This is a genomic window from Janthinobacterium sp. C22 (assembly GCF_057919405.1).
In genome coordinates this window covers 2,084,784-2,100,130 of record NZ_CP193659.1, presented here as the reverse complement: position 1 = coordinate 2,100,130, position 15,347 = coordinate 2,084,784, and the positions used below count along the sequence as shown (strand labels likewise).

Annotated in this window: 11 protein-coding genes and 1 pseudogene; 6 read left to right on the top strand and 6 right to left on the bottom strand. The window is 63.9% G+C overall.

What is annotated here, in order from left to right; genetic code table 11:
• Nucleotides 1-137: 137 nt before the first annotated feature.
• A complete protein-coding gene (locus ACRHIG_RS09700) occupies nucleotides 138-1,136 on the bottom strand; it encodes a fumarylacetoacetate hydrolase family protein (protein ID WP_489630045.1) in 999 nt (332 codons plus the stop codon).
• Nucleotides 1,137-1,221: 85 nt separating this feature from the next.
• The gene (locus ACRHIG_RS09695; protein ID WP_489630044.1) at nucleotides 1,222-1,932 is read right to left on the bottom strand and encodes a pseudouridine synthase; all 711 of its coding nucleotides are present in this window, start codon (nucleotides 1,930-1,932) and stop codon (nucleotides 1,222-1,224) included.
• A 244-nt stretch (nucleotides 1,933-2,176) separates the two neighbouring features.
• On the opposite strand from ACRHIG_RS09695, the gene ACRHIG_RS09690 reads away from it, so the two are divergent.
• Nucleotides 2,177-2,542: a hypothetical protein gene (locus tag ACRHIG_RS09690; RefSeq protein ID WP_475414566.1), complete on the top strand. Its 366-nt coding sequence runs from the start codon at nucleotides 2,177-2,179 to the stop codon at nucleotides 2,540-2,542.
• A gap of 376 nt (nucleotides 2,543-2,918) precedes the next feature.
• Here ACRHIG_RS09690 and ACRHIG_RS09685 read toward each other — a convergent pair whose 3' ends face one another.
• From ACRHIG_RS09685 to ACRHIG_RS09670, 4 genes are all read right to left on the bottom strand, one after another.
• Nucleotides 2,919-3,920 (bottom strand): S49 family peptidase, encoded by a 1,002-nt coding sequence (locus ACRHIG_RS09685; RefSeq protein ID WP_489630043.1) that lies wholly within the window; start codon nucleotides 3,918-3,920, stop codon nucleotides 2,919-2,921.
• A 41-nt stretch (nucleotides 3,921-3,961) separates the two neighbouring features.
• Entirely contained in the window at nucleotides 3,962-4,339 is a 378-nt protein-coding gene (locus ACRHIG_RS09680) for a Rieske (2Fe-2S) protein (RefSeq protein ID WP_489630042.1), read from the bottom strand.
• The gene (locus ACRHIG_RS09675) at nucleotides 4,336-4,995 is read right to left on the bottom strand and encodes an HAD-IA family hydrolase (RefSeq protein WP_475414569.1); all 660 of its coding nucleotides are present in this window, start codon (nucleotides 4,993-4,995) and stop codon (nucleotides 4,336-4,338) included. The genes ACRHIG_RS09680 and ACRHIG_RS09675 overlap by 4 nt, the downstream gene beginning before the upstream one ends.
• Nucleotides 4,996-5,084: 89 nt before the next feature.
• Nucleotides 5,085-6,080 carry an RluA family pseudouridine synthase gene (locus tag ACRHIG_RS09670; RefSeq protein ID WP_034785281.1) on the bottom strand — a complete coding sequence of 332 codons (996 nt, stop codon included), beginning with the start codon at nucleotides 6,078-6,080 and terminating at the stop codon, nucleotides 5,085-5,087.
• Nucleotides 6,081-6,775: 695 nt separating this feature from the next.
• On the opposite strand from ACRHIG_RS09670, the gene ACRHIG_RS09665 reads away from it, so the two are divergent.
• The 5 genes and pseudogenes from ACRHIG_RS09665 to ACRHIG_RS09645 all read left to right on the top strand — a co-directional run bounded on the left by ACRHIG_RS09665 (nucleotide 6,776) and on the right by ACRHIG_RS09645 (nucleotide 15,202).
• Nucleotides 6,776-9,925: an Rne/Rng family ribonuclease gene (locus tag ACRHIG_RS09665; RefSeq protein WP_489630041.1), complete on the top strand. Its 3,150-nt coding sequence runs from the start codon at nucleotides 6,776-6,778 to the stop codon at nucleotides 9,923-9,925.
• A gap of 88 nt (nucleotides 9,926-10,013) precedes the next feature.
• Nucleotides 10,014-11,354: a chromate efflux transporter gene (gene chrA, locus ACRHIG_RS09660; protein ID WP_489630040.1), complete on the top strand. Its 1,341-nt coding sequence runs from the start codon at nucleotides 10,014-10,016 to the stop codon at nucleotides 11,352-11,354.
• A 29-nt stretch (nucleotides 11,355-11,383) separates the two neighbouring features.
• Nucleotides 11,384-12,504: pseudogene (gene moaA / locus ACRHIG_RS09655) on the top strand (GTP 3',8-cyclase MoaA).
• Between the two features lie 62 nt (nucleotides 12,505-12,566).
• On the top strand, nucleotides 12,567-14,414 hold the full coding sequence (gene moeA, locus ACRHIG_RS09650; RefSeq protein WP_489630039.1) for a molybdopterin molybdotransferase MoeA: 1,848 nt from the start codon (nucleotides 12,567-12,569) through the stop codon (nucleotides 14,412-14,414).
• On the top strand, nucleotides 14,414-15,202 hold the full coding sequence (locus ACRHIG_RS09645; RefSeq protein ID WP_489630038.1) for a hypothetical protein: 789 nt from the start codon (nucleotides 14,414-14,416) through the stop codon (nucleotides 15,200-15,202). The genes moeA and ACRHIG_RS09645 overlap by 1 nt, the downstream gene beginning before the upstream one ends.
• The last annotated feature ends 145 nt before the right edge of the window (nucleotides 15,203-15,347 follow it).

Genomic DNA, 15,347 nt, shown 5'->3' with positions numbered 1-15,347 from the left:
AATCAACTCCGGTGAAGTCCTGCAGCCTGGCTAGGCGCAATACGGACTGGGCATGGAGCATTATCGGTTGAATCGGCACAACGCCATCAAGGGAAAAGGGGGCGAATCCCCTGCTTTTCCTTTGCTCTCCAGAAACCTTAGCGGGACTTGCGCGCTTCGGCCTGTTTTACCGTTTGTTCTATCGCGCCAAACAGGGACTTGCCGTCATCGCCCAGCATCTCCAGGCGGACCACATCGCCGAAAAGCAGGAATGGCGTGCTGGCGACGCCATCGGCAATCATCTCCTGGTTACGTCGCTCAACGATGCTGGAAAATCCCTTCTTGACTTCCTTGTTGGCGACCCCGCCCGCGCTGACCACGCTGCCGGCGCGCGCGTTGCGCGTCTGGCACAGATGGGCGAGCAATTGCGGGTAATTGAACGCCATGTCGGCGCCCGCGTGGGGCTGGCCCGTCAACTTGCCGTTCAGGCTGCAACGCAAGGCGTAATGCACCTTGCCGCCGCGCCAGGCGTCGCCCAGCTCGTCGGGCGTGATGGCGACGGGCGAGCACGCCATCGCCGGTTTCGCCTGCAGGAAGCCATAGCCGCCGGCCTGCTCATCCGGCGCCAGGTTGCGCAGGGTGACGTCGTTGACCAGCATCAACAGCTTGATGTTCAGGTGCGCCTGGTCGGGCGTGGAGCCCATGGCCACATCATCCGTGATGGCGGCAATGCCCGCTTCGTAGTCGATGCCCCACTGTGCGTGCGCCAGAGTGATCTCATCGTGGGCGCCGAGGAAATCGTCGCTGGCGCCCTGGTACATGCGCGGCGCGTCGCGCAGATTCGCGGGCACTTCAGTTCCCGCCGCCTTGCAGGCCCGCTCGATCTGCTGCAGGTAGGAAGCGCCGGCCACGCGCAGGCTGCTGCGCGGCAAGGGCGCCATGCAATTGGCGGGATCGAACTCGAAGGCGCGATGACCGCGGCCGCTATTGATGGTCTGGTACAGTAAATCCAGCTGGGGCGCGATGAAACTCCAGTCGTCGAGCGCCTTTTGCAGGGTCGAGGCGATGCCGTCGGCCAGATGGGCCGTTTTCAGGTCGCGCGAGACGACCGCCAGCTGGCCGTCGCGCGTGCCATCCTTCAGTGTAGCTAATTTCATGTACGGAAAACTTCGTCAAATGCGGGCAATAGGAGGCCAAATACGCCAAAAAGCCGGGAAAACCCGGCTTCGGTGCTCAGGGGAGTTAGGCCAGGAGGGCGATCTGTTCAGGGGTCAGATAACACCACTCGCCTTCGGCGATGCCCAGCGATTCCAGGGTCAGGCTGCCGATGGCGGAACGGTGCAGCGCGCTGCAATGGTTGCCGGCGGCAGCCAGCATGCGCTTGACCTGGTGATATTTGCCTTGCTCGAGCACGATTTCCAGCTGGTGCTCTCCCCGCTTGACACAGACGAGGGCCGCCAGCGGGGCAGGTTCGTCATGCAATCGCACGCCAGCCAGCAACAGGGCCACCAGTTCATCGGTCACGGGTTCTTGCGTGGTGGCCTGGTAAATCTTCGGAACGTGGCGCTTCGGCGACGATTGCGCATGGATAAAGGGGCCATCGTCGGACATCAGCAGCATGCCGGTCGTATCGTGGTCGAGCCGGCCGACGGGCTGGACTTCGCGCCAGGTGAACTGTTCCGGCAGCAGGGTCAGCACGCCGGGATGATGGCTGGGCTTGCGCGAGCATTCAAAATTGGCGGGCTTGTTCAGCGCCAGGTACAGGTGCGCGCGGTACACCCACTCTTCTTCGAACACGTGCAGCACCAGGCCGTCGGTCTCGACGGTGGTGCGGTAATTGGTCTGGGTGACGCCATCGATGACGACATCGCCATCCTCGATGAGGGAACGGCAATATTTACGGGTGCCAAAACCCTGCGATTGCAGGATGCGGTCTAGGGATAATTTACTCATGGGCGTGACTTTACCAGAAGCGGCTGGCAGCGTGAAGCGGCCCTGCGCCGGGCCGCGGAGGCGCACCAGCCTTGCGCAGGCACAGATAAGTTGAAGTACAAGGTGAGATTTCGATATAAATGGCCGATTCCTTTGAGATAGATCAAGCGCTCGGAATATCGCATTGATAGACTGAAACTTCGTTAGGAATCCGCCTAACGGACTTTAGGAATAATAACCAGGCAACGACTCATAAGGACATTGTATGAAGCATACCGATACCATCGCCTTACAAGGCAGCGTCGCTGACATGCGCTCGCGCATCGCCGCGGAACAAGCGGCCATGCACAAGGTCAGACTCGGCGTGGCGCGCTGGCGCAACGCCCCTGCGCCGCAGGAGACGGACACGCCGCCAGCGCCAGCAAAGCAGACGCATTGGCATGCCGAGGCGCAATGCCATTTCATGTGCTGGCTGGAACTGGGCGGTTTTGCGCACGCGGATGCGAACGCGGAAACCGACACCGCGCCCGCCATGGCGGACATGCCGCCCGAGGTCAGCACCAGTGCAGTGGCAGCCCTGCTGGCAAGCGCTCCGCCCCTGCCCGCGCACTGCAACGGCTGCGCCGTCTGAGCGCGGCCCATCCGACCAGCCATGCCCTGCCTTCGCATGCCTGCCTTGCCAGCACTCCCAGACACAACATCCGGCAACACCGGTCCATCGAGCACGCACGACGCACAAAGGAAACGGCGGCATTGCGCCGCCGTTCCCAAGCCCCATCGGGACTTTAGTGAGGAATGTAAATTCACTCAAAACCACATCTGCGATGCGGCGAGTAGTTCCAAGACCTGCCAATCAAGTTAGCACTGACAACATAGTTGATATATCGCCCCTCCTTGAAAAGAACTACGCCTTTACTATAGCCCAAGCCGCCCCTTTTTCAAGCCAATTTACCACCTTATTGAAAATCATTCTCGACTGGCTTGCCTGCCAGCCAAGAGTCATGTCATCAGCGCAACGCCGGTTGTGACTGCTGTACGGCCGCCTTCATGGCGCCGGCACCCATGGCGGCGCCGAACTTCTTCAGCACCCGCTCCGGCAAGCCTTCATGCTGCGTATAGTCGACGATGTCCTCCGCCTTGACGACGTCGCGGGCCACGCTGTCGACCGTGCCGAAATCGTCGGCCAGGCCCATTTCCACGGCTTTCGCGCCCGTCCAGTACAGACCCGAGAACGTGTCCGGCGTTTCCTTCAGCCGCTTGCCCCGTCCCGCGCGCACCACCTCGATGAATTGCTGGTGGATTTCATTGAGCATGCTCTGCGCATACGCCTTGTGCTTGTCCGTCAGGGGGCTGAACGGGTCCATGAACCCCTTGTTCTCGCCCGCCGTCAGCAGCCGGCGCTCGACGCCCACCTTTTCCATCACGCCCGTGAAGCCGAAGCCATCCATCAGCACGCCGATCGAGCCGACCACGCTGGCCTTGTTGACGTAGATGCGGTCGGCGGCGGCGGCGATGTAGTAGCCGCCCGAGGCGCACATTTCATCGACCACCACATATAAAGGCTTATCCGGATAGCCCTTGCGCAGGCGCTGCATCTCGTCGACGATCATGCCGGCCTGCACGGGACTGCCGCCCGGGCTATTAATATGCAGCACCACGGCCACGGAACCGGCATCGGAAAACGCCTTGTCCAGCGCGGGAATGACGACGGCGGCCGAGCCGCTGCCTTCGGACTCGATGGCGCCGCTGATGTCGATCAGGGCCGTATGACGCCCCAGGGTCTCGCCGTCGTCGGCCGTGTTGTAGTCATAAAACACCCACAGGGCGAATAACACGATCAGCAGGCCGAAGACCTTGAAGAAGATGCTCCAGCGGCGGTGCGCGCGTTGTTCTTGCAAAGTGGCAAATACCAGCTTTTCCAGCACGTCGCGCTCCCAGTTCCCCGCAGGGGCGCCGTGGCCGGCGGCTGGCGCGCTGCTGTCCAGCTTGTCATTCGTGTTTTCGCTCATGGTTCACTTTGTTTAAATTACAATAATGCCTGCACCGGGCTTCAGGCCGGCAGCGGCTGGACATACTCGTCGGGCTGCCAGTACAGCCGGCCATCGCGCTCGGCCACGGAAATCGGCCGCAAGCGCCCGCCCTTGCAGGGGCCGCCCGCGCAATAGCCGCTCTCCGGCACATAGATGGCGCCATGCGTCGAGCACATCAGGTACAAGCCGCTGGACTCGAAAAACTCGCCCTCGGCCCAGTCCAGCTCGATCGGCACGTGGGCGCAGCGGTTCAGGTAGCCATACGCCTTGCCGCCATGGCGCACGACAAAGCCCGTGGTCGCCTCGCCGCCGGCCGAGACGGGAAAGCGCACACCCTTGCCGCCGTCAGCCACGGCGTCGGCGGCGCAAATCAGGATTTCCACGACATCGCCCATCATGCGTGCTCGCTCAGCCATTGGTGCAGGTCGGCCACCGTGGCGGCCGAATACAGGGGATTGCAAGCCTGTAACTGCTCGACCGGATGCGCTCCATACTCTACGGCAATACCGGCCGCGCCTGCATTGCTTGCCATCAACAAATCATGGCTGGTGTCGCCGATCATCACGGTGCGGCGCATGTCCTGCCCCAGTTCGCGCGTCAGTTCCTGCAGCATGGCCGGATGGGGCTTGGAAAAGGTTTCATCGGCGCAGCGCGTCGCATCGAACAGGGACAGCAGCTTGACGGCATTCAAGGAGCGGTTCAGGCCGACACGACTCTTGCCCGTGGCGACGGCGAGAAAGTACGCTTGCTGCGAGAGTTCGAGCAGCATCTCTTGTACGCCGGGAAACAGGGTCAGCTCATGGTCGCGCGACAGATAGTGATAACGGTAGCGTTCGGCCATGCGCGCATGGAATTTCGGCTCCACATCGGGCATCACCAGCTGCATCGCCTCCTGCAAGCCCAGGCCGATCACGTGCGAGGCCAGCAACTCGGTGGGAATGGGCAAGCCCAGGTCTTTGGCCGATGCCTGGATGCACTTGACGATGGTCGAGGTACTGTCTATCAGGGTACCGTCCCAATCGAAGACGATCAGATCAAATTGCTTTCTTGCCATGTTTCCCGACGGCATAGCCGCCGGCTCCTTGAGAATGAATGATGGCGACTGACTACCTTGTGGGTAGCGTCCCCGCACGCGTTTGATAACTATCGCGCGGCAACGGCCAATGGTTTGCCCAAGCTTACCAAGAAACGCTCGCATTCGGCAGCCAGCGGTGCGTTCAGGGTCATCGTCTTGCCCGTTTCAGGGTGCGTAAACGTGATCTGGTGCGCGTGCAGGAACATGCGCTTCAGGGCGCCGCGCGTGCTGTCGGCCTTCAACAGGGCACGGTTGAGGGCAAAGTCGCCATATTTATCGTCGCCGGCGATGGGGAAACCGGACGACGACAGGTGCACGCGGATCTGGTGCGTGCGTCCCGTCTTCAATTCCGCTTCCAGCAAGGCGAAGTTGTGATATTTATGCAACAGTGAAAACACCGTGTGCGACGCCAGGCCATCGGCCTGCACGGCCACCCGGCGTTCGCCTTCGGCCGTCGTATATTTATGCAGCGGCAACTTGATATGCTGACGCGCATTCTTCCAGTCGCCGGCCACCAGCACCAGATAGCGCTTGTCGGTGACGCCGTCGCGCATCTGTTCGTGCAGGTTCGTCAACGCGGAACGTTTCTTTGCCAGCAACAGCAAGCCGGACGTGTCGCGGTCCAGGCGGTGCACCAGTTCCAGGAACTTGGCGTCGGGGCGCGAGGCGCGCAATTGCTCGATCACGCCGAACGACACGCCCGAGCCGCCATGCACGGCCACGCCGGCCGGCTTGTCGATGACGAGCAGTTGCGCATCTTCGAAGATGATCTTGAATTCGGCGGCCGGCGCGCCCGTGGGCGCCTTTTCGGCCACGCGCACGGGTGGAATGCGCACCACGTCGCCGGCGGCGAGACGGTACAGCTGATCGATACGGCCTTTATTTACCCGCACTTCTCCCGATCGCAAGATCCGGTAGATGTGGCTTTTAGGCACTCCCTTGCACACTCTTAATAAGTAGTTGTCGATACGCTGGCCTGCTTCTTCCTCGGCGATCGTGACGAATTGGGCTTGCGGCTGAACCGGGGGTGTTGAAGGGGGAACAACATCATTTTGACTCTTCATTTACTATGTCTTCCCAGAAATCTCTCTAAGTCCTTCATTTTGAATATATAATTGTTTTTGCTGCGGCCCTGGCTGCTGCGAGTGTAAGAATAAAAGCACATTTTACACAGGGGCGTCTCCACCGGCCTCGCCAAATTGCAAATTCGGTGGAAAAAATGTATATGCACCATCCCCGCGCGAATCAAGGTTGCACCGTAGTTGTAATCGGATAAGGCGTGGAGATGCTGAAGTGAGTGTGGGATTATAAGGATAAGTACCCGTTAGCGCGACTTATCGAGTCGGGCTCGCGGGTTGATGAAGTTGATAACGCTTGCCGTTTTCGCCAAACCCCGTATGTGGCCAAATACTGAGGGTTGTCGATGATAGGCTGAGGCCAAGCCTCGCCATCGCGATCCCTGTAGTGAGCCGGCTAACGATTTTGGCTCTGAATTTGCTGACCACTTGCATTCTCTGCCCCCGATGCAGTTCATTCTCATCCGGGCTGTTTCAGATGAGTTGCAAGTGTCCTGTGCACTCGGCATGACGATTGACCTCACCGCGCCTGTTGCGGCCGTAACGTATACCTCGTACGCGTTGTTGCTCCGCACGCTAAGGCATTTCCCCCGCCAGCACTCCCGTTCTCGCATATATCCCTGTACTTCGCCGCTTCCCCGGAAGCGGCTTTGAGATGGCCTACGGGTCGCGGAGTTATAAAAATGAAACGCATGTTGTTTAATGCCACGCAGCAAGAAGAACTGCGCGTAGCGATTGTCGACGGACAAAAACTGATCGACATCGATATCGAGACAGCCGGGCGCGAACAGCGCAAATCCAACATCTACAAGGGCGTGATCACGCGCATCGAGCCATCGCTCGAAGCGTGCTTCGTCAGCTATGGCGAAGACCGCCACGGCTTCCTGCCTTTCAAGGAAGTTGCCCGCACGTATTTCCGCGAAGGCGTCGACGTACGTAACGCCTCCGTCAAGGAAGCGCTGCGTGAAGGCCAGGAAATCATGGTGCAGGTGGAAAAGGAAGAGCGCGGCAACAAGGGCGCCGCCCTGACCTCGTTCGTCTCGCTGGCCGGCCGTTACCTGGTATTGATGCCGAACAACCCGCGTGGCGGTGGCGTATCGCGCCGCGTGGAAGGGGAAGAGCGCCAGGAATTGCGCGAAACCATGGATAAACTGGACTTGCCTGCTGGCATGTCCGTGATTGCCCGCACCGCCGGCATCGGCCGCAACGTCGATGAACTGCAGTGGGACTTGAATTACCTGATGCAACTGTGGCGCGCCATCGAAGGCGCCGGCAAGTCGGCCAACGGCGCGTTCCTGATCTACCAGGAATCGTCGCTCGTCATCCGCGCCATCCGCGACTACTTCCAACCCGACATCGGCGAGATCCTGATCGACACCGACGAGATCTACGACCAGGCGCACCAGTTCATGAGCCACGTGATGCCCGACATGGTGCACCGCGTAAAACGCTACAGCGACGACGTGCCGCTGTTCTCGCGCTTCCAGATCGAACACCAGATCGAAACGGCCTACAGCCGCACCGTGCCTCTGCCATCGGGCGGCGCCATCGTCATCGACCACACGGAAGCGCTGGTCTCCGTCGACGTCAACTCGGCCCGCGCCACGCGCGGCTCGGACATCGAGACGACCGCCTTCAACACCAACTGCGAAGCGGCCGAAGAAGTGGCCCGCCAGCTGCGTTTGCGCGACCTGGGCGGCTTGATCGTCATCGACTTCATCGACATGGAAGTGGCAAAAAACCAGCGCGAAGTGGAACAGCGCCTGAAAGATGCGCTGCACCATGACCGTGCCCGTGTACAAATGGGCAAGATTTCCCGCTTCGGCCTGATGGAACTGTCGCGCCAGCGCCTGCGCCCTTCGCTGTCCGAAGGCTCGCACGTGACGTGCCCGCGCTGCTCCGGCACCGGCCACATCCGCGACACGGAATCGTCCGCCCTGCAGGTGCTGCGCATCATCCAGGAAGAAGCGATGAAGGAAAACTCGGCCACCATCCACGTGCAAGTGCCCGTGGACGTGGGCGCCTTCCTGCTGAACGAAAAACGCGGCGAAGTGCTGAAGATCGAGAACCGCCACCGCATCGCCGTGATCCTGATCCCGAACAAGCATCTGGAAACGCCGCACTACAAGCTCGAACGCATCAAGCACGACGATCCGCGTCTGGAAGACAGCCAGGCCAGCTACAACCTGGCCGAAAGCGCTGAAACCGACATGGCGTACAGCAAGCGTCAGAAGGAAGAAGCCAAGCCGCGCCAGGAAGCCGTCGTCAAGACGATCACGCCTGACCAGCCGGCACCGCTGGTCGAGCGCAAGCCCGTCGAAGCGAAACCGGCTCCGGTGGCCGCGCCTGCCGCACCGCAAGGCCTGATCGCCAAGATCATCAGCTTCTTCACCGGCGCCCCTGCACCGGTGGCGCCAGCGCCCGCCCCTGTCGCACCGGCCAAGCCGGCCGGCACCGACCGCGGCGACCGCAACAGCCGTGGCCCGCGTGGCCGTGGCCGCAACGGCAAGCCTGGCCGCGAAGAGCGCGAACCAGGCCAGGGCCGCCCAGCCCAGGACGACGCGGCGAAAGAAGCGGAAGCACTGGAAAAAGCGGCCCGTCCGCCACGCCCGCCGCGTCCGCCACGCGAACCGCGTGAAGCCCGCGAGAACGGCGATACGGCAGCGGCACCACGCGAACGCGGTGAACGTCCTGAACGCGCGGAACGTCCCGAGCGCGCAGAGCGTCCGGAACGTGCCGAACGTCCGCCACGCCAGCCACGCGAAGGCCGCGAACCACGCGCCGACAAGGCGGTTGTTGCTGAAGTGAAAGCTGACGAACTGGCATTGGTTGGCGCCAGCGCCAGCGCCATCAACGTGGTCGTAGCCTCAAACGGCCCCGAATCCGACGCCGCACCAACGAGCTTGCTGAAAGCGCCGGCGAATGCCGGCCCTGAAGGCGAAGAGACGGAAAACGACGTGGAAGGCGAAGAACCGCGCCGCCGCCGCCGTCGTGGTGGCCGCAACCGCAACCGCCGCGACCGTGAAACGGGCGAGCTGATCGAATCGGCAAATGGCGAAAACGAAGGCCAGGACGCGCCAGTGATCAGCTTTACAGTCGCTCCGGCGCCGGAAGCTGCCGCTGATGCCGCTCCGGTCGCCGTCGTGGCTGCCGCCGCGGTCGTCGCCGTCGCTGCGCCGGTGGAAGCTGCCGTCGTGGAAGTGGTCGAAGTGGTGGAAGTGGCCAAGGTGGTGGACATCGCCAAGGCCGAAGTAGCCGCTCCTGCCGCTGCAGCCGCGCCAGTTGCTGAAGTGATCGTGCCAGAAGCCCCTGTGGAAGCCGTCGTTGCTGCAGCGCAAGCTGAACCGGCCGCTGCCGAGCCGGTACCAGCTGCCGAGTACAGCTTTGCCGAGAAAGCGGAAGCCGCACCGGCACCTGCGCCAGCGCCTGCTCCAGCGGAAGTCATCGTCGAAGCGGCACCGGTCGTGGAAACGGCTGTCGTGGAAACCGTCGTCGTGACTGAGGAAGCGCCAGTCGCCGAAGCGGCACCGGCCGTGGCGGAAGCCGCCCCGGTGGTTGCCGAAGTTGCTCCTGCGCCAGCACCTGTCGCTGCTCCTGCACCGGTCGCTGCTCCCGCCCCGGCACCTGCCGCGCCAGCGGCGGCGCCGCTGGACTTGAGCGCGGTGCTTGGTTCGGCCGGCCTGACCCTGGCTGCCACCGATCCGGAAAAACTGCGCCTGGCGCAGGAAGCGGCCGCCAAGGCAGTCGCTCCGGTCCGCAAGCCGCGCGAACGCAAGCCATTGCCGCCGCAATCGGATGAGCCGTTGATCCAGGTCAACACGCAACGTCCATAAGCGCGCCGGGTTCGCCCAGCCGCCAATAATGAAAGGGGAGCTCAGGCTTCCCCTTTTTTACGTCCACTCTTCTTGCCAGCCCGCCGCCATGCACGAGAACGCCAACCTGCCCCGTCCCGCCCCCGTCAGCCTGCGCAGCGCCTTCTGGTACTGGCTCAAGCTGGGATGCATCAGCTTTGGCGGCCCGGCCGGGCAAATTGCCATGATGCATGCGGAACTGGTGGAAAAGCGGCGCTGGATTTCCGAGCAGCGCTTCCTGCACGCCCTCAATTACTGCATGCTGCTGCCGGGGCCGGAAGCGACCCAGCTGGCCATCTACATCGGCTGGCTGATGCACCGCACGCGCGGCGCCCTGGTGGCGGGCCTGCTATTCCTGCTGCCCTCGCTGCTGGTGCTGATCGCCCTGTCCTGGCTCTACATGGCGTATGGCCACGTGGCCGCCATCGCCGGCATCCTGTACGGCATCAAGCCGGCCGTCGTCGCCATCGTGCTGGCGGCCGCCTGGCGCCTGGGCCGGCGCACCTTGCGCAGCCCCGCCCTGATGGCCATCGCGGCGGCGGCATTTGTCGCCATCGCCGTGCTACGGCTGCCATTTCCCTTGATCGTGCTCGCCGCCGCCCTGCTGGGCATGGCGGGCGGGCGCTGGCTACCCACCCATTTTCAAGCCGGCGGCACGCAACATGGCGGCGCGGCCCGCTATGGTGCCGCCCTGATCGATGACGACACGCCCACGCCGCAGCACGCGCAGCTCAAATGGCCGCGCCTGCTGGCCACCTGCGCGCTGGGCCTGGCGCTGGCCTTCTTCGCCTGGCTGGGTTTGGCGCTGGCGGGCGGGGCCGACCAGCCGCTGGCGCAGATGGGCGTGTTTTTCAGCAAGGCGGCCCTGCTGACGTTCGGCGGCGCGTATGCCGTGCTGCCCTATCTGGTGCAGGGCGCCGCCGACCACTACCACTGGATCACGAGCGCGCAGATGATGGATGGCCTGGCCCTGGGCGAAACGACGCCCGGCCCCCTGATCATGATCGTCGCCTTCATCGGTTTTGTCGGCGGCTGGAGCCACGCCGTGCTGGGCGGCAACCTGTGGCTGGCCGGCGTGTGCGGCGCGCTGGTCGCCAGCTGGTTTACCTTCCTGCCCTCGTTCATCTTCATCCTGGCCGGCGCACCCATGGTGGAAGCGTCGCGCGGCAATTTGCGCCTGAGCGCGCCCCTGAGCGCCATCTCGGCGGCCGTGGTGGGCGTCATCGCCAGCCTGGCCCTGTTCTTTGGCCACCATGTCTTCTGGCAAGAAAATCCGCTGCCCCACTGGGACTGGCTGGCCATCGTCATCGCGCTGGCGGCCGGCGTGGCGCTGATCAGGTTTCAAATGGGAACCATCAAATTGCTGCTCGCCTGTGCCATCTTCGGCCTCGTGCTATCGTATCTGCCTTGAACGACTTAACGTAAGCGGTATCACCTTTCATGGCTGACAAGATTATCTACCTCGCCGAGGCCCGCAATGGGGCACCGGCGATACCCGACCGGCTGGAAAGCCCCAGCGGCAGCGTGGCCGACAGCCTGGGCCGGCCCCTGCACGATCTGCGCATCTCGATTACCGACCGCTGCAATTTCCGTTGCGTGTATTGCATGCCCAAGGACGTGTTCGACAAGAACCACGTGTATCTGCCGCACACGGATTTGCTGTCGTTCGAGGAAATCACGCGCGTGGCGCGCCTGTTCGTCGCGCACGGCGTGGAAAAGATCCGCCTGACGGGCGGCGAGCCGCTGCTGCGCAAGAATATCGAAAAACTCATCGCCATGCTGGCCGCACTGCGCACGCCGTCGGGCCAGCCGCTGGACCTGACCCTGACGACCAACGGTTCCTTGCTCGCCAGAAAGGCGCAAGCACTCAAGGACGCGGGCCTGAACCGCGTCACCGTCTCGCTCGACTCGCTCGACGACGCCACCTTCAAGCGCATGAACGACGTCGATTTCGCCGTGGCCGACGTGCTGCACGGCATAGCTGCCGCCCACGCGGCGGGCTTGGGCCCGATCAAGATCAACATGGTCGTCAAGGCCGGCATGAACGAACAGGAAATCGTGCCCATGGCGCGCCACTTCAAGGGCACGCCCTACATCCTGCGCTTCATCGAATACATGGACGTGGGCGCCTCGAACGGCTGGAACTTGCAGGAAGTCATCCCGTCGGCCGAGGTGGTGCGCCGTATCGGCGAACACATGCCCTTGCTGCCCATCGACCCCAACTACACGGGCGAGACGGCGGCGCGCTGGCGCTACGCCGATGGCGGCGGCGAAATCGGCCTCATTTCCAGCGTCACGCAAGCGTTCTGCGCCGACTGCAGCCGCGCCCGCCTCTCGACCGAGGGCAAGCTGTACACGTGCCTGTTCGCCAGCAGCGGCCACGACTTGCGCAGCCTGCTGCGCGGCGGCCATAGCGACGCGGAAATTTCCTCGGCCGTGGCGCAATTGTGGCGCGGCCGCGGCGACCGCTATTCGCAATTGCGCACCAGCCAGACGGATTTGACGGGCGGCGCGCTTGAGCACGGTAAAAGAAAGTGGAAATGTCGTACATCGGCGGCTGATTCGGACGCGGCGCCCGCCCGCCGCTGCTACCATGGCGCATGCCCCCATTTTCCTCCCTGACATGATCAATACACACGACATTACCGGCCTGATCCTGGCCGGCGGCCTCGGCACGCGCATGGGCCAGCGCGACAAGGGCATGCTGCCCCTGCATGGCCAGCCCCTGGCGCGCCACGTGCTGCAGCGCCTGGCGCCGCAAGTGGGCCAGCTGGCCATCAGCGTCCACGCCGATGCCGGCGATTACGCACGCTTCGGCGTGCCCGTGTGGCCGGACGCGCTGCCGGGCCAGCTGGGGCCGCTGGCCGGCTTGCACAGCGGCATGCAGCACGCCGGCACGGCCTACCTGCTGACCGTGCCGTGCGACTCGCCCCTGCTGCCGCCCGACCTGGCAGCGCGCCTGGCTGCCGGTTTGACGCAGGACAATGCCGACCTGGCCATCGCCGTCACCGAAGAGCTTGATCCGGCGACGGGATCGACCGTGCGCCGCCCCCATCCCGTCTTTTGCCTGGTGAAAACATCGGCCCTGCCCCAGCTCGATGCCTACCTGCGCGGCGGGGAGCGCCGCATGCGCACCTGGCACGGCCCCCTGAAGCTGGCCGAAGTGCTGTTCGAGGATGGCGGCGCGTTTGGCAACATCAATACGCCGGACCAGCTGGCCGCCCTGCAGGCACAAGGCCTGTCCGTGCCGCTGGCGCAAGCCATCCTGGCCGACAGCGTCACGCCCGTGGCCGGGATCGAGGAATTGCCGCTGCCGCAAGCGCTCGAGCGCATGCTGGCGGCCGACATCGTCTCGCCCATCAGCGTGCCCGCGCACGACAATTCCGCCATGGATGGTTATGCGCTGCACGGGGCTGACCTGGGCGGCGACGCGCCAGTGACGTTGGCCGTGGTCGACACCATCCTGGCGGGCCGCCCCGGCACCGTCAAAGTGGGGCGCGGGCAATGCGCGCGCATCATGACGGGCGCCGTCATGCCCGATGGCTGCGACAGCGTGGTGCCGCAGGAACTCGTGCTGCAAGCGGGCGAAACCAGTATCACGCTGGCGCCGGACTGCATCCGATCCGGCGACAACCGCCGTTTCAAGGGCGAAGACTTGATGCAGGGCAAGCCGGCCTTGCTGCAGGGCAAGCACCTGGGCCCGGCCGAGCTGGGGCTGCTGGCCTCGCTGGGCATCGCCACGGTGCCCGTGCGCCGCCGCCTGCGCGTGGCCTTCTTTTCCACCGGCGACGAGTTGCGCTCGATCGGCGAACCGCTGGCCGCGGGCTGCATCTACGACAGCAACCGCTACACCCTGCTGGGCATGCTGACCCGCCTCGGCTGCGACGTGCTCGACATGGGCATCGTCAAGGATAATCCGCAGGCGCTGGAAGCGGCCCTGCGCGGCGCCTGCGCCAAGGCTGACGTCATCATCACCTCGGGCGGCGTCTCCAGCGGCGCGGCCGATTTTACGCGCGCCATCCTCGCGCGCCTGGGCGACGTGGCCTTCTGGCAAATCAACATGCGCCCGGGCCGCCCCATGGCCTTTGGCCGGATTGCCAGCGAGGGCGACACGGCCTTGCTGCTGGGCCTGCCCGGCAACCCCGTGGCCGTGATGGCGGCGTTTTATTTCCTCGCCCGCCCCACCCTGCTGCGCCTGATGGGCGCCGACGCGGACACGGCCAGCCTGCCCCTGCTGCAGGTGGCGGCGCAGGCACCGATCCGCAAGAAGCGGGGCCGCACGGAATACCAGCGCGGCATCGTCGAGCGGGGCGCGGACGGGCACCAGCACGTGCGCGTGACGGGCGCGCAAGGCTCGGGCATCCTGCGCTCGATGACGCAAGCCAATTGCATGATCGTGCTGCATGAGGCGCAAGGCAACGTGACGGCCGGCGACCTCGTCGACGTCGTGCTGTTCCATGGGTTGACCTGATGAAACATCTACTTCTGACGCTGGCCCTGCTGCAGGGCATGGCGGCGTACGCTGGCGGAGTCCACAGCAATGGCTACACAGTGCGCTTCGACGAGCGCATCGAAATGGCGCCGGGCGACTTGCATGGCGCCACCGTGGGCCGCATCAGCATCGTGCGCGACGCCGATCAAAGTCTTGCGTGGCAGGAAAACACGCCCTTGCAGCCGGGCTGCGGCGCGATTGCGGCCGTCACCGTCCTCAACGACAGCTATGTGGCCCTGTGCGGCCACTTGGGCGGGCGCCATTACACGCAAAAGATCATCTTCATGCAAGGCAACTCGCCCGCCATGGTGAGCGTGGACCAGTTCGATTCGCCCAGTCCCGTGCGCGTGGAGCGCGACGGATCGCTGGCCATCGACGTCCTGCGGCGCGACCTGTTTCCAGGCGAGCTGACGGGTCCGCATTATTTTCCCACCGTGTACCGCTTGCACCACGACGACGCCACGTTCGGTTTCGTCCCCAGCTTTGATGGCGATGCCGCCGAGCGCTACTGGCAACACTATCGCGCCAAGCGCCAGGCGGCGCCGGAGGCGGACGTACTGCCGGAACTGCTGGCATCGCTGCTGGCCGCGCAGGCTGGCAAGCAGCCCATCTGCACCGAGCTGGCCACGCTCGCCGCGGATCTGCAGCGTGGCGCCCAGCAGCACGATGCACAAGGTGTACGCACAGTGGTGCTCGCCTGGCTGCACAAGTTGCCGGCCATCGGCTATCCCCGCTTCGACGCACCTGCCTGCGCTGGCACTTTCTAGCGCGACAGGCGATCGGCGCTGAAGCGCCAGCTTACTCAACAGCCTTCCTCAAGCACCACCACGGCCCGCCCTGCGCGGGCCGTTTGCATTTCCCCTTCGCAATCAATTTCACCCTGTGCGGCAGCCGTTCGCCCATCGAGATAAA

Excerpts from the sequence above, each read along its gene's own strand:
- ACRHIG_RS09690 (WP_475414566.1), top strand. The coding sequence starts at position 2,177 with ATGAAGCATACCGATACCATCGCCTTACAAGGCAGCGTCGCTGACATG.
- ACRHIG_RS09675 (WP_475414569.1), bottom strand. The coding sequence starts at position 4,995 with ATGGCAAGAAAGCAATTTGATCTGATCGTCTTCGATTGGGACGGTACC.
- ACRHIG_RS09670 (WP_034785281.1), bottom strand. The coding sequence starts at position 6,080 with ATGAAGAGTCAAAATGATGTTGTTCCCCCTTCAACACCCCCGGTTCAG.
- moeA (WP_489630039.1), top strand. The coding sequence starts at position 12,567 with ATGATCAATACACACGACATTACCGGCCTGATCCTGGCCGGCGGCCTC.
- ACRHIG_RS09665 (WP_489630041.1), top strand. The coding sequence starts at position 6,776 with ATGAAACGCATGTTGTTTAATGCCACGCAGCAAGAAGAACTGCGCGTA.
- ACRHIG_RS09695 (WP_489630044.1), bottom strand. The coding sequence starts at position 1,932 with ATGAGTAAATTATCCCTAGACCGCATCCTGCAATCGCAGGGTTTTGGC.
- ACRHIG_RS09680 (WP_489630042.1), bottom strand. The coding sequence starts at position 4,339 with ATGATGGGCGATGTCGTGGAAATCCTGATTTGCGCCGCCGACGCCGTG.
- ACRHIG_RS09645 (WP_489630038.1), top strand. The coding sequence starts at position 14,414 with ATGAAACATCTACTTCTGACGCTGGCCCTGCTGCAGGGCATGGCGGCG.
- ACRHIG_RS09685 (WP_489630043.1), bottom strand. The coding sequence starts at position 3,920 with ATGAGCGAAAACACGAATGACAAGCTGGACAGCAGCGCGCCAGCCGCC.
- ACRHIG_RS09700 (WP_489630045.1), bottom strand. The coding sequence starts at position 1,136 with ATGAAATTAGCTACACTGAAGGATGGCACGCGCGACGGCCAGCTGGCG.
- chrA (WP_489630040.1), top strand. The coding sequence starts at position 10,014 with ATGCACGAGAACGCCAACCTGCCCCGTCCCGCCCCCGTCAGCCTGCGC.